The organism is Sphingobium sp. SA916 (genome assembly GCF_002894065.1).
Lineage (GTDB): Bacteria > Pseudomonadota > Alphaproteobacteria > Sphingomonadales > Sphingomonadaceae > Sphingobium > Sphingobium fuliginis.
On sequence record NZ_LXYF01000074.1, the window covers coordinates 61,003 to 73,899 of the forward strand.

At 66.8% G+C, this 12,897-nt stretch carries 12 protein-coding genes; 2 read left to right on the forward strand and 10 right to left on the reverse strand.

Features of this window, described 5'->3' with window-relative positions; translation table 11 throughout:
• The first annotated feature begins 7 nt into the window (after positions 1–7).
• Positions 8–481: a peptide-methionine (R)-S-oxide reductase MsrB gene (gene msrB, locus A8G00_RS20975; RefSeq protein WP_103001613.1), complete on the forward strand. Its 474-nt coding sequence runs from the start codon at positions 8–10 to the stop codon at positions 479–481.
• Here msrB and A8G00_RS20980 read toward each other — a convergent pair.
• The 10 genes from A8G00_RS20980 to ssb form a co-directional block, all read right to left on the reverse strand.
• On the reverse strand, positions 439–2,289 hold the full coding sequence (locus A8G00_RS20980; protein ID WP_103001584.1) for a hypothetical protein: 1,851 nt from the start codon (positions 2,287–2,289) through the stop codon (positions 439–441). The two genes, msrB and A8G00_RS20980, sit on opposite strands and share 43 nt — an antisense overlap.
• Positions 2,267–2,686: a GtrA family protein gene (locus A8G00_RS20985; protein WP_061940754.1), complete on the reverse strand. Its 420-nt coding sequence runs from the start codon at positions 2,684–2,686 to the stop codon at positions 2,267–2,269. The genes A8G00_RS20980 and A8G00_RS20985 overlap by 23 nt, the downstream gene beginning before the upstream one ends.
• A 5-nt stretch (positions 2,687–2,691) precedes the next feature.
• Positions 2,692–4,218 (reverse strand): NAD(P)/FAD-dependent oxidoreductase, encoded by a 1,527-nt coding sequence (locus A8G00_RS20990; protein ID WP_048576385.1) that lies wholly within the window; start codon positions 4,216–4,218, stop codon positions 2,692–2,694.
• A 143-nt stretch (positions 4,219–4,361) separates the two neighbouring features.
• Positions 4,362–4,703: a UrcA family protein gene (locus A8G00_RS20995; RefSeq protein ID WP_044661200.1), complete on the reverse strand. Its 342-nt coding sequence runs from the start codon at positions 4,701–4,703 to the stop codon at positions 4,362–4,364.
• Positions 4,704–4,885: 182 nt separating this feature from the next.
• Positions 4,886–6,475: a bifunctional phosphoribosylaminoimidazolecarboxamide formyltransferase/IMP cyclohydrolase gene (purH, locus tag A8G00_RS21000; protein WP_048576386.1), complete on the reverse strand. Its 1,590-nt coding sequence runs from the start codon at positions 6,473–6,475 to the stop codon at positions 4,886–4,888.
• 151 nt (positions 6,476–6,626) lie between these two features.
• The gene (locus A8G00_RS21005) at positions 6,627–8,393 is read right to left on the reverse strand and encodes a heparinase II/III family protein (protein ID WP_025548266.1); all 1,767 of its coding nucleotides are present in this window, start codon (positions 8,391–8,393) and stop codon (positions 6,627–6,629) included.
• Positions 8,390–9,052 (reverse strand): ribulose-phosphate 3-epimerase, encoded by a 663-nt coding sequence (gene rpe / locus A8G00_RS21010; protein WP_048576387.1) that lies wholly within the window; start codon positions 9,050–9,052, stop codon positions 8,390–8,392. The genes A8G00_RS21005 and rpe overlap by 4 nt, the downstream gene beginning before the upstream one ends.
• 104 nt (positions 9,053–9,156) lie before the next feature.
• Complete coding sequence (locus tag A8G00_RS21015; protein WP_048576388.1) at positions 9,157–9,642, reverse strand: hypothetical protein; 486 nt, start codon at positions 9,640–9,642, stop codon at positions 9,157–9,159.
• Between the two features lie 44 nt (positions 9,643–9,686).
• Positions 9,687–10,976: an RsmB/NOP family class I SAM-dependent RNA methyltransferase gene (locus A8G00_RS21020; protein WP_103001585.1), complete on the reverse strand. Its 1,290-nt coding sequence runs from the start codon at positions 10,974–10,976 to the stop codon at positions 9,687–9,689.
• A 219-nt stretch (positions 10,977–11,195) separates the two neighbouring features.
• Positions 11,196–11,768 carry a single-stranded DNA-binding protein gene (gene ssb / locus A8G00_RS21025; protein ID WP_025548273.1) on the reverse strand — a complete coding sequence of 191 codons (573 nt, stop codon included), beginning with the start codon at positions 11,766–11,768 and terminating at the stop codon, positions 11,196–11,198.
• Positions 11,769–12,184: 416 nt separating this feature from the next.
• Between ssb and A8G00_RS21030 the strand changes: the two genes are divergently transcribed.
• The gene (locus tag A8G00_RS21030; protein WP_048576390.1) at positions 12,185–12,877 is read left to right on the forward strand and encodes an energy transducer TonB; all 693 of its coding nucleotides are present in this window, start codon (positions 12,185–12,187) and stop codon (positions 12,875–12,877) included.
• Positions 12,878–12,897: the final 20 nt, after the last annotated feature.

The window sequence follows — 12,897 nt, forward strand, 5'->3', positions numbered from 1 at the left end:
GGGGTCCATGAACCGGCGGCGCTTTCTGGGCATGGGCGGCTGTGCCGCGACGACGATCGTCCTCTGGCAGGCCGGGCTGGGCAGGGCCGCCGCCTATCCCTTCACGCTCAGCGATGCCGAATGGCGCAAGCGCCTGAGCCCGCCCGCCTATCAGGTGCTGCGCAAGCGATCGACCGAATATCCCTTCACCAGTCCCCTCAACAAGGAACATCGCACCGGTATTTTCGCCTGCGCCGGTTGCGGGCAACGGCTTTTCAGCTCGAAGACCAAGTTCGATAGCGGCACGGGCTGGCCCAGCTTCTGGGCGCCGATGCCCCGCGCCGTCGGCACCTCGCGCGATTTCGAACTGGGCTATCCGCGAGCGGAGGTGCATTGCGCCCGCTGCGGCGGCCATCTGGGCCATGTGTTCGATGACGGGCCGAAGCCCACCGGCAAGCGCTATTGCATGAACGGCGTTGCGCTGGCCTTCGTCGCCGGCTGAGCGATCACCTTGTAGATGCGGAGCGGCCCCTTGGTGGGAACCGGCTGCAGCCAGCGCGGGGGCCGGTTGCGCTTCAACGCCGCGGCCAGGCCCTTCGGGAAGTCGGCGCGATAATGTTTGATCTCGTTCATCTCGTTGCAGATCAGCAGATAATCCGCGCCCCTGCCGCCATTCAGGCGCATGATGGTCGCAAAGGCCTTTTCGGGCGCTTCCGTGAAACCGTCGATGACCGCGGTGATGCCGGCGGCATTGCGGTGATGGGCCGTGCCGATCACGCTGTGCCCGGTTCGCACGAGGATGTCGGGCCCCAGATCGAGCGGCGCGAACAGGGTCGAGCGGGGCAGCGCCCGCAAGGGAGCCAGCAGCGCGGCCGTCCGGCAATTGACGGTTTCGGGCTGCTCCTTTTCCGCCGCGCCGCTCGTGATCAATATCCAGGCGCCGCAAAGGCCCGCCGGGGTGAGCAATATGGCGACGCTCGCCGTCACCAGGATGCGCGCCACGGCCCTGCTCCAGCTCTGGATATGCTGAAAGATCGCCAGCAGCAGCCAGGCCGTGCCGGGCAGCGCCAGGACATGCGCCACCGACATGGCGCGCAGGACGAGGATCGCGACCGCCAGCGCTCCGGTCAGCAGCAGGGCAATGACGATCCAGCGGTCCCGCGCCTCCCTTTTCGTGGCGCGCCAGGCCGCGACGATCGTGCTGACCAGCCCCATGGCCGCCGGCAGCAGGATGATCCCCGCCATCAGAAGACCCTGTTCCCAGACCGGGCGGCCCTCCTTCACCTGGAGATACCATAGGCGATAAGCCACCGGACCGAGCGCCTTGAAGGGATCGCCGGAAAGGCAGGCTCCGCCGCTCAGCAGGAACACGCCGGCCGCCGTAACTCCTGCCGCCGCCGTCGCCATGAAGCGTCGCCGGACGCTGGTCGTGTCGATCAGGCGCAGGGCAAGCGGCATCGCCAGCGCAAAAGCCACGAGCGGCCAGATATAGGCTGCCGAAAGGCTGTCGCAATATCGGACCAGCGCCGCACCGGGGCCGCGCAGCAGCAGCAGGAGGAGGAGCGCGCCGCCGCCCAGCGTGGCGGCATAGGCGGCGATCCGCGCCGCATCCCGCCGGTCGAACCAGGTCCGCAGGGCGAAGGCGCCGGCGAACAGCGCGGCATAGGGCAGCGCCTCGCTGGAGATCTGAAGCCACACCGCCAGCGCAAGGCCGGCCGTGAAGCCGCCCCTCAGGCGACGGGCATCCAGTGCGCCGCACAGGGCCATGGCCGCCATCCAGATCTGCCACCCGTGATGGTCGATCCGGAACGGGGTGAACTGGACCAGGATGGTCGGCGTGGTCAGCAGCAGCGCAACCGCCAGCATCGGGACGAAGACGCCGCCGGCAGCGCGCCGCGCCGCCAGGAAGACCGTGCCCGTCAGCCCGCCCAGCAGCAGCAGCGGCACCAGCGCACAGGCGGCGACTTCGGCCCTTGCAGGCCCAAGCAGCGGTTGGAGCATCAGGATCAGCGCGGCGATCGGCATGTCGACGATGCGCGACCAGTGCATCGGTCCGCCCGCCGGCGGGTTTACCCGGTGCTGGCTGACGTCCCAGAAATCCTGGCCATGCAGCCAGTCGCGGACCTGTTGCAGCCGCATGGCGTCATCGGGATCGCGGAATTCGAGCGTGGTCAGCCCGTTGCGGAACAGCCAGAGCATGACCGCGCAGCACAGGGCCCAGAGCAGCAGGACCGCCACGCCGATCTGCCAACCGGCGATAGAGGCTGTCTTGGGAAGGGGGCCGCTGTCAGGCGCGGGCGAAGATGCCATATTTCCGGATCGCATAGACGGACAGGAAGCTCACCGGCACGGCCGCCAGCTTGGCCATGGCGGGCGGAAGCCCCAGGCTGCTCAGCCCGCCCACCAGCCCCATGGTGATCGCCATGCCGATCAGGGCGCTGAGGATGAAGGCGATCCGCTGTCCATGCGTCGCCGGCTGCTGCATGTCGAACACGAATTGCGTGCTGATCATCCAGTGCAGGACCAGTCCGCCCGAATAGCCGCCGAACGCAGCAATGGCAGGCGGCACGCCCAGCCGGTGGAACAGCATGAACAGAGCGAAATCGGCCGACAGCGCGCAGATGCTAGCCAGAAGATAGCGCGTGAAGGTGAAACGGCCGAAGACGGCGTTGAACGGCCCGGCCATGCTCCGCACCCAATGGGGCATGGGGGTCAGGCCGCCTTCAGACGATTGGGCACCAGCCTTTCGCTGGCGAGCGCGGCGCGCCGGCCGGCTGCGTCCTGCCCTTCCTCGCCCGCTTCGTGATATTCGGCATCCTCATTGACCGCCCAGATGTCGTAAAGCTGCTCGCCCGCCTCGATATTGCGGACCGTCAGCATCGCCGTCATCATCGCATGGTCCTGATTATTGTAGCGGTGCATGCCGTTGCGGCCGACCAGATGCAGCGTCGGATAAAGCCGCTGCAATTCGGTGCGCATCGCAAGGACATTGTCGGCATAGCCGTCATCATAGACCGGATAGGCCTTTTCCTGCCGCACCACCGCGCCGCCGACGACATCGGCGGGGTCGCACAGGCCCAGGGTCGCCATTTCCTTCTTCGCCAGTTCGATCAGATCGGCGTCGCTCGACGACCAGAGGCCATCGCCCTCGAAGCAGAAATATTCCAGGCCGACGCAGGCCAGATCGGGGTCCGGCACCATTTCGGGGGACCAGCTCCGAAAATTCTGGATGCGGCCGACCTGCACCTTCGGATCGTGGATATAGATCCAGTTGTCGGGGAAGATGTCCTCGCCCTTCACCATCAGCGCCACGGTCAGGAAATCGCGATATTTGAGGTCCATCGCCTGGCCCAGCGTCGCGGGCAGCGGACGGATGCGGCCGGCCAGCTCGCGCATCGGGGCGGAACTGATGACATGGCCGGCGGTGATGGCGACTTCGCCGTCCGGGCCGCGCGCCACCATGCGCCAGCCGCCGCTCGCCTGATCCTGCGACAATTGCTCCAGGCTGTGCGCCATCAGCACGCGGTTGCCCCGCGCGACCACGAAGTCGCGGGCCGCTTCCCACATCATGCCGGGGCCAAGGCGCGGATAGCGGAAGCTTTCCAGCAGCGTCTTGGTCGCCATGCCGTCATTGGGCTTTTTGTTGAGGCCCAGGGATCGCCTGAGGCCGTCGGTCACTGCGCCCCAGAGCGACAGGCCCTTGATGCGCTGCGCCGCCCAGTCCGCCGACATCTCGTCGCAGGGCATGCCCCACACCTTCTCCGTATAGGTCTTGAAGAAGATCGAGAACAGCTTGTGGCCGAAGGCGTTGACCGTCCAGTCCTGGAAGGAACGGACATCGCGATTGGGGAACAGCTTCGCCTTGGCGAAGCTCGCCATGCAGAGCGCCGATCGCCACAGCCCCAGATTGCCGAGCGCTTCGAAGGCGCGCAGCGGATAGCTGTAGAATTTGCCTTCATAATAGATGCGGCTCATCCGCGGGCGCTGGATGAAGTCGTCGGGCAGTATCTCGTTCCAGAGGTCGACGACCTCCTTCGACTTGGAAAAGAACCGATGGCCGCCAATGTCGAAACGGAAGCCGTTCAGTTCCACCGTTCTGCTGATGCCGCCGACATAGACCGGGTCTTTTTCGATGACGCTGACCGAATAGCCCTTCTTGGTCAGCAGATAGGCGGCCGTCAACCCAGCCGGCCCCGCGCCAATGATGGCGACATCCACATGGTGGTCGTTCTGCGGCATCCAAGGCCCCCCGGTGAAATCCTTCGCCGGTTTAGGTGAAGGAAATCTTCTAAGGAGTAGTTAATAGCCGGTAACAATGCAAGATAAGGCAAGGCCGGCGGCCATGGTGAGCCGCCGGCCTCCACTCTTTTCAAAAGGGCGGATCAGCCCTGGCGCTGTGCCTGGATCAGCGTGTTGAGGTCCGTGCGGGCGCCGTCGAGCGCCTCGCCGAAACAGGCGCGATAGTCCGGCGTGGCGGGCAGGATCGATCCGTTCATCCAGCCGCAGACCTTCTTCGCCGCCTTGGTGATGCGGGAGTCGGCCACGCGGACGCCATGGGTGCTGGCAAGGTTCAGGTCAGCCATCGACACGGCGATGCTGCGGGTTTCCGTCCCGGTGCGGCCGTCGACCACCACGTCCATATCGTTGATGCCGGCAAAGGCATTTGCTGCGGGCAAGGCAAGGGTCATCGCGGCGGTCAGCGCCACCAACGTCTTTCTGGTCATCCTGTATCTCCTGTCGAACTCTTATCGGATCTGCCCAACGCCTGACGTGGGAGTAGGGTCCTCTTCTAAATAGGCTTCGTGAAGGCATATGAAAAGGGGCCACTTGGCAGAAAGTGGCTGAAAACCGCTATTTTTGCGGATGCGAAAGGATCGGCGCCCTTTCGCATCCGCATCAATCGCCCTTAGTGGCGGAAGTGGCGCATGCCGGTGAAGACCATTGCCAGACCCGCCTCGTCAGCGGCGGCGATCACTTCCTCGTCGCGGATGGAGCCGCCGGGCTGGATCACCGCCGTCGCGCCCGCCTCGACCGCCGCCAGCAGGCCGTCGGCAAAGGGGAAGAAGGCGTCCGACGCAACCGCCGAACCGATGGTCCGGGCCTCCGCCCAGCCGGCCTTTTCCGCGGCATCCTTCGCCTTCCATGCGGCGATGCGCGCGGATTCCAGCCGGTTCATCTGTCCCGCGCCGATGCCGGCGGTGCTGTTGCCCTTGGCATAGACGATGGCGTTCGACTTCACATGCTTGGCGACGGTCCAGGCGAACAGGCAGTCGTTCAGCTCCTGCTCGGTAGGCGCGCGCTTCGTCACCACCTTCAACTGATCGCGGCTGACGCGGCCATTGTCGCGGCCCTGCACCAGCAGACCGCCGGCAATGCTCTTGATCTGGAGGCCGGCACGGGCCGGATCGGGCAGGTCGCCGGTCAGCAGCAGGCGAAGGTTCTTCTTCCTGGCGAAGATCGCCTTGGCGTCCTCGTCCGCATCGGGGGCGGCGACGACTTCGGTGAAGATGCCGCTGATCGCCTCGGCGGTCGGACCGTCGAGCGGGCGGTTGACGGCGATGATGCCGCCGAATGCCGACACGCTGTCGCAGGCAAGCGCGGCTTCATAGGCTTCGATCAGCGTGGCGCCGGTGGCGACGCCGCAGGGATTGGCATGCTTGACGATCACCACGGTCGGCGGGCCGTCGCGGAACTCGCTGACCAGCTCCAGCGCGGCGTCGGCGTCGTTGTAATTATTGTAGCTGAGTTCCTTGCCCTGGATCTGCTTCGCCTGGGCGATACCGTTGGCCGACGGGCCGACGGGCAGGTAGAGGGCAGCCGATTGATGCGGGTTTTCGCCATAGCGCAGCGTCGAACCCAGCGTGCTGGAGACCGAGAGGCTTTCGGGGAACTGCACGCCCTGATCGGCAAAGGCGAACCAGCTTGCGATCATCGCGTCGTAAGCGGCGGTGGCGGCATAGGCCTTGGCCGCGAGCATGCGGCGGAAGTCGTAGCTGGTCGCGCCGCCCTTCTCCTCCATTTCCGCGATCAGCCGGGCATAGTCGGCGGGGTCGGTGACGATGGCCACGCTTTCATGATTCTTCGCGGCGGAACGGACCATGGAGGGGCCGCCAATGTCGATATTCTCGATGATCTCCTCGCGCTCCGCACCCTTGGCGACGGTGGCGGCGAAGGGATAGAGGTTGACGACCACCAGATCGATCGCGCCGATGTCGTGCGCCTGCATGGAGGCGACATGATCGGGATTGTTCCGCACGGCGAGCAGGCCGCCATGGACCTTCGGATGCAGCGTCTTGACGCGGCCGTCCATCATTTCCGGGAAGCCGGTGAGGTCGGAGATGTCCTTGACCTCCAGACCCGCCTCGCGCAGCGCCTTGGCCGTGCCGCCGGTCGACACCAGCTCGACCCCATGCCTGCCCAGCGCCTGACCCAGTTCGATGAGCCCGGACTTGTCCGAAACGGAAAGAAGGGCGCGCTTGATGATGACGTCTGACATGGAGGTGCTTCCTGCTGCTGTTCGGGTGCCGCTCAGGCTTGCCGCAGGCCTCTAAAGCGATTCCGAGTGAAAGGGAACATTCGCCGTCCCGGAAATCGCGGCAATCGCCATGGGGCAAGCGGGCGGCCTCATTGCACGGGCCGCGAGGCGCTCAGCTCACCTTTTTCAGCAACCACCCCACGGTCGAGCCGCCCGGAAGGGCCTCGCTGGTGACAGCCAGCTGCTTTGTGCCATGGGGACGGCCTTGGGCATCCACCCACAGGCTTTCCTCGATCGCCAGCTTCCCCGCATTGGCGCGGAACTGCCATGTCGCGCCGGTGTCGATGCGCAGCAGGGCGCCCATGCCGTCGGCGGTGGGCGTGGGCTCGACGCCGGGGGCGAGGTGGAATCGAAGCTGGACCGGCAGCTTCACCGGCTTGCGCCGCCGCACCGCGGGCGTCAGCATGTCCTCGCCACGGATTTCCTTGCCGTCCGCGCTCATCAGCAGCAGGCGGCGGTGGACATAGCCCATGCGCCGCACATAGCCGTCATGGCTGAGGTCGAGGCGGCTGCCGCTTTCCGTCTCCTGCCGGTTGATTTCCACCTCTGTCACGCCCTTGCCCAGCGTGCCGTCGGGCAGCAGGGCGGTGGAATTGCTGTCGTCCAGCACCAACGTGCTGTGCGCCGCGGTGGTGCGCAGCCCCTGCGCCAGATCGCGCGGCATCCACGCGCCCTCCAGCGCGGCGCCGCCGCAGTTGACGATCAGCCGTTGCTGCCCGTCGCTGATCTCGACCGCGCCGGTGGAGGCGCAGCCCGCATCGGCCAATTGGGCGACGGGGGGCGGGGCGGCATCGACCTGCACCACGGTGCCCCCGGCGGCGAGCCGCTGATAGCCCCAGCCATTGGCCTGCCGCAGCGGACGGGCGCGCACGCGGCTGGCGCGGATGACGGCGTCGATGGTGGCGGGATCGATGGCGCCCGCACCCTGCCAGTTGCCAAGCCCGCCATCGCCATGGGTGAGGCCGAGCAGGGCCGGCACGGCCTTGGCCAGTGCCTCCTTCAGCAAGGCAGGCGTCTGTTCGCGGCGCACTTCATAGACGGCGGCGACCATGGTCAGCAGCATGATCGCTTCCAGCTGGTCCAGCGGCGAGCGCGAGATGATGCCGCCGTCGCCATGGAGGCCGCTGTCGAGCGCGCGCTTGAGCCCGGCTTCTCCGAACAGCTTGCGCGCCGCGCCGCCCGGCAGCAGCATCGACGCCGCGACGATCCCGCCCCAGGCGACCAGGCGCGGCAGGCCGACCGGCGCCTTGTCCGCGCTGCGGTCCAGATGACGGGCGGTGCGGGCGATGCAGTTCAGCACCAGAGAGCGATAGACGAGGTCGCTCGACGAAAGGATCAGCGGCGCATGGGCCGACCAGAAGAGCAGGCGCCAGCCCGCATTGTCGGCGCGCCATGCGGGTTCGCTGGGCGTGTCGGCATGGGCGGCGAGCCATTTGCGCATCACGCCTTCGGCAATCGGCGCGGCCTGTTCGCGGGTGGCCACGGTGGCAAGGTCGCGCAGCCAATGGAAGCCGTGCAGATAATCGGCAAAGCCCGCCGTCACGCCCGGATTGGCGAAATCCAGCCTGTCGAGAGGCAGTTTCAGGCCCCGGAACAGGAAATAGCCGGCGCGGATCGCCTGACCCGCATGGGCGTTGCCCGGGATTTCATCGTCGGGCACGGCAAGCAGCTTGAGCGGATATTTGCCCTTCAGCCGGCGGCCGTGGATCGGCGTCTTCCAGCTCAGCAGATAGAAGCGGTTGGCGATGCGCTGCGCCAGCGAAAGTCCCTTGTCATCCGCGATGCGGATGAGCCGCTTGCCCTGTTCGATCCCGTCCTCCGGGCCGGGTCCGGCCTCCTCGGGGGCGGAATGGGGGGAAGGGCGGCGGCGGTCGCTCACCCGCCGCGCAGCGTCCGGATGTTGTCGGCATAGGCGGACGGACCGCCCCGGAAGGTCGCGGTGCCGGCCACCAGAACGTCGGCGCCCGCCCCGATCGCCTGTGGCGCGGTGGCGAAGTCGATGCCGCCGTCCACCTGCAGACGAATGTCGCGCCCGGACTTCTCGATCATCTTCCGGATCGCCTCGATCTTGCGGAGCTGGCTGGCGATGAAGCTCTGTCCGCCGAAGCCCGGATTGACGCTCATCACCAGGATCAGGTCGACATCGTCGATCAGGTAATCCAGCATCTTGGCCGGGGTGCCGGGGTTCAGCACCACGCCCGCCTGCACGCCCAGCGACTTGATGTGCTGGATGGAGCGGTGGATATGCGGTCCGGCCTCCGGATGGACGGTCAATATGTCGGCGCCCGCCTCCGCAAAGGCGTTCAGATACTGGTCCACCGGGGAAATCATCAGGTGGACGTCGAACGGCTTCTTCGTATGCGGACGCAGCGCCTTCACCACGCCGGGACCAATGGTGATGTTGGGTACGAAATGGCCGTCCATCACGTCGATATGGATCCAGTCCGCACCCGCTTCGTCGATGGCGCGGACCTCCTCGCCCAGACGGGCGAAATCGGCGGACAGGATGGAGGGTGAGATCAGGATCGGGCTGGTCATTTGACCATCGGCCTTAGCCTTGGCCGCAGGTCAGGGCAACGCCCGATTAACGCTATCCACAGGCTTTTGGCGACAGGCGTCGGCGTGCGGACTCGCCCGGCCTGTCAGGACAGGATGAACAGCGTGGGATCAAGGCCGGTCGACGGCCTGGAACCCCTGGGCAGGAACTGCTTGACGCCGTGCAGCGCAACCACCTGATTTCGCTGGATGATGGGCGCGGCGATCAGGCGCATGGCGCATTCGCCGCCGTCCGCCGGGCGGATGTCGACATCCACCGTGAAGCCGCGCCTGTGGCGTATCGCATAGGCGCGCAACTGCTCCATCGCGGCACGGCTTTCGGGCGTGTAGAGCGACACGGCCAGCGGGCGGGGGACCGTCATCCCGCGTTCCAGCCCGAAAATGTCATAGACCCCGTCCGTCCAGTTCAGGCTGTCGTCGCTGAGGTCGCAATGCCACAGGCCCAGGCCGCGCTCCGCCAGCGCCCCATCGTCGCGGGCGATGCGGTCGTCCAGCATCACCGGCGCAAGATGGTCGCGCAACGCATAGAGCGGCCAGCTATGGTTCAGGGGAAGGGGCTCGGTCGGGCGCAAGGCAGGTCTTTCTGAATGCCGGATCGCACCATAGGGTTGCTTGGTTAAGGCTTAGTGGATCGTATCAGCCTTGCAACGAAAAAGCCGTCGGTTCCGCCCTGCGCGGCAAGGCTGTCCGGCAGGGTGCGGACCCATCCTTGCGCCGTCGGCACGATGCCGTCGGGCAGCTCGCCGGGCGTCGCGGGCAGCGGGCTGAAATCCGGCCGGGCGTCGATGAAGCGGGCGACCTGCTCCTCGCCCTCGGCCCGTTCGAGCGAGCAGGTGGCGTAGATCAGCGTGCCGCCCGGCTTCAGCCATGCCGCAGCGCGAGCCAGCAGTTCGGTCTGGAGTTCGGCCAGCTCCGCGATCTGGCGCGGGCCGATGCGGTGCAGCACGTCGGGATGCCGGCGGTAGATACCGGTTGCGGTGCAGGGCGCGTCGAGCAGGATGGCGTCGGCCGCCCCATCGGGTTCCCATGCGCGCAGGTCGCCCTGCACGATGGCGGCGGAAAGGCCGGTACGCGCCAGATTTTCGCCCAATCGTTCAAGGCGCTTCTTCGACTGGTCGACCGCCGTGACGCGCCACCCCGCGGCGGCAAGCTGCATCGTCTTGCCGCCGGGTGCGGCACAGAGGTCGAGGACGTGGCGTCCCTCGCCCAAGCCCAACAGGCGCGCGGGGGTGGAGGCGGCCAGATCCTGCACCCACCAGGCGCCTTCGCTGAAGCCGGGCAGGTCGGGGATCGCTGCACCTTCGGGCAGGCGGACATGCCCAGGGGCAAGGCTCCGGCCGTTGAGCGCTTCGGCCCAATGCGCGGTCCGGGCGGGATCGCGAAGGCTGATGTCGACCGGCGGACGCTGGCCATAGGCGTGCGCGGCGGCCTGCGGCATGGCGTCCCCCCATTGCGCGGCCCAGCGGCTGGCGGTCTCCGGGGGCAGGGTGGGGGGTGAGGGAAGCGCCGGATCGGCGCGGGTCAGCGTGCCGAAGACGCCGTGCACCAGCTTGCGCGGACCGCCATCCACCAGCGGCAGGGCGGTGGCGATGGCGGCGTGCGGCGCGGTGCCCAGCGCCAGCACCTGGATAAGGGCGATGCGCAGGACCATGCGCGCCTTGGCGTCGTGCGGCAGCGGCTGGCGCGTGGCGCTGTCGATCAGCGCGTCGAGATCGGGCAGGTGGCGCAGCGTCTCGGCAGCGATGGCGTGAACCAGCGCCCGGTCGGCGGGAGCAAGCCCCTGCGCCGCGCCATGCAGCGCGAGTTCAAGCGGGTCGCCGCGCCGAAGCACAGCGTCGAGCAGGCGAAGCGCTGCGCGGCGGGCGGGGAGGCCGGGGACGTCCTCGGGGCGGGAAGGGCGGGGCATGGGAAGCGCCTAGGGCAAAATGCCGGGGAAAGTAAGTTTTGTTGGCCGCTGGCGCATATTTGCCGATCGCGGGATCAAGCGCCATGCTCGTTCCGATGCCGGCGCAGCAACGCGGTTCACCAGGCCGGCCATCGACCTTCGCCATCCTGCCCGACCACCAAAAGAAAAACGCCCCATCCTTCCGGGCGGGGCGCTGATCCTTCTTTCAGGAAAATGCCCTCAGAACGGCACTTCATCGTCCAGGTCATTGTCGAAATTGGGCCCGCCAGCGCCGCCGCGTCCGCCGCCGGAAGAGCGGCCGGAACCGCCGCCAAAGCCGCCGCCGCCGCCGAAATCGTCATAATCGCCACCGCCAAAGCCGCTCGAACCGCCGCTCCAGTCGCCGCCGCCCTGCGAGCGGCCGCCACCGCCGAAGCCGCCTCCCTGACCGCCGCCGCCCGGCGCGCCGTCCAGCATGGTCAGCACCGCGCCCGGCCCCTGCAGGACCACTTCGGTGGTATAGCGGTCATTGCCCGACTGGTCCTGCCATTTGCGGGTGCGCAGCTGGCCCTCCAGATAGACTTTCGACCCCTTGCGCAGGAAGCGTTCCGCCACGCCCGCCAGCCCCTCGGAGAAGATGGCGACGCTGTGCCATTCGGTGCGTTCCTTGCGCTCGCCCGACATGCGGTCCTTCCAGCTTTCGGAGGTCGCGATCCGCAGGTTGCACACCTTGCCGCCATTCTGAAAGCTCTTCACCTCCGGGTCCGCGCCCAGATTGCCCACCAGAATGACCTTGTTGACCGAACCCGCCATGTTTCCTCCGAAGCGTTAGCAGGCCCTTATAGCGGGCTGTCTTGGAAGGTCCACAAATCAGTGCGCGATGATGCCCAGCAGCAGGCGCCCGACAGCAAGGCGAGCCGGGACGCCGCGATCCGGCACAGCCACAGGGGGTGCGACCGACGCCACAGTTTCAAGGAGAAATGAAGTCCTTGGCTTCGCCGCCTTCGGCTCGACAGGCTCAGGGCAAACGGGGGAAAGCGGTCTGTCTGCGCCCAATTCGTCTCCTCCCGCCAATGACTACAAGCTGGAGCGTTCTCGGGCAATTTGAGGCAGCACCTTGGGCTGTCACCATTGGAAATGGTCAAAAATTAATGTTGCAACATATCATAGAAATATGTTGTAACATGACATTTCGATCCGGGAAGGATCGCATGACAGGAGGGTGCGATATGCGACTGATGACGTTGCGGACAGCAGGTGGGCAGGCTCAGGTTTCCGGCTATAGCGGCGGCAACCGATCTTCCTTCGGCATAGGCGGGGCGATCGCCGTCCATGCACTGGTGGTCGGGGCCTATCTGCTGATGCCCAAGGAAGTGGTCGATGTCTTCCGCGATCCACCGCCGCTGCTGACCTATCCGGTGGACGATACGCCGCCGCCCCCGGAACAGCAGCAGCCGGAAAACGACTCCAAACCCCTGCCGCGAGCCAAATCCCATCCGACCGTGGTGGACAAGCCCGTCGTCCCGCCGCCGCCGACGGGCTTCACGACGAAGGCCGACGATGGCATGGCCGCCGGCGATTCCGGCACGGGCACGATCATGCCGCCCATAGTCCCGCCGACGCCCGAACCGGTGCTGGCCGATGCCACCATCGATCCCCGCGCGCTGGCCGCGTTCCAGCCCGACTATCCCGGTGCGATGATCCGGCAGGGGATGGAGGGCAAGGTGGTGGTCCGCGTCACCATCGGGCCCGACGGGCGCGTCACCGACATAGAGCGGCTGTCGGCGGCGGACGAGGCCTTCTGGATCGCCACCCAGCGCCATGCCCTGCGCAAATGGCGCTTCCGCCCGGCGACTCGGGATGGCGTGCCGGTCAGTTCGACCAAGGTGCTGACCGTCCATTTCCGCCTGGCAGACGTCTGAAATCCAACAGGAAGGGGCCG

Bases quoted from the DNA above. Each gene is read 5' to 3' on its own strand.
- msrB (WP_103001613.1), top strand. From the start codon at position 8: ATGAACCGGCGGCGCTTTCTGGGCATGGGCGGCTGTGCCGCGACGACG.
- A8G00_RS20980 (WP_103001584.1), bottom strand. From the start codon at position 2,289: ATGGCATCTTCGCCCGCGCCTGACAGCGGCCCCCTTCCCAAGACAGCC.
- A8G00_RS21030 (WP_048576390.1), top strand. From the start codon at position 12,185: ATGCGACTGATGACGTTGCGGACAGCAGGTGGGCAGGCTCAGGTTTCC.
- A8G00_RS20995 (WP_044661200.1), bottom strand. From the start codon at position 4,703: ATGACCAGAAAGACGTTGGTGGCGCTGACCGCCGCGATGACCCTTGCC.
- ssb (WP_025548273.1), bottom strand. From the start codon at position 11,768: ATGGCGGGTTCGGTCAACAAGGTCATTCTGGTGGGCAATCTGGGCGCG.
- A8G00_RS20990 (WP_048576385.1), bottom strand. From the start codon at position 4,218: ATGCCGCAGAACGACCACCATGTGGATGTCGCCATCATTGGCGCGGGG.
- rpe (WP_048576387.1), bottom strand. From the start codon at position 9,052: ATGACCAGCCCGATCCTGATCTCACCCTCCATCCTGTCCGCCGATTTC.
- A8G00_RS20985 (WP_061940754.1), bottom strand. From the start codon at position 2,686: ATGCCCCATTGGGTGCGGAGCATGGCCGGGCCGTTCAACGCCGTCTTC.
- A8G00_RS21020 (WP_103001585.1), bottom strand. From the start codon at position 10,976: ATGCCCCGCCCTTCCCGCCCCGAGGACGTCCCCGGCCTCCCCGCCCGC.
- purH (WP_048576386.1), bottom strand. From the start codon at position 6,475: ATGTCAGACGTCATCATCAAGCGCGCCCTTCTTTCCGTTTCGGACAAG.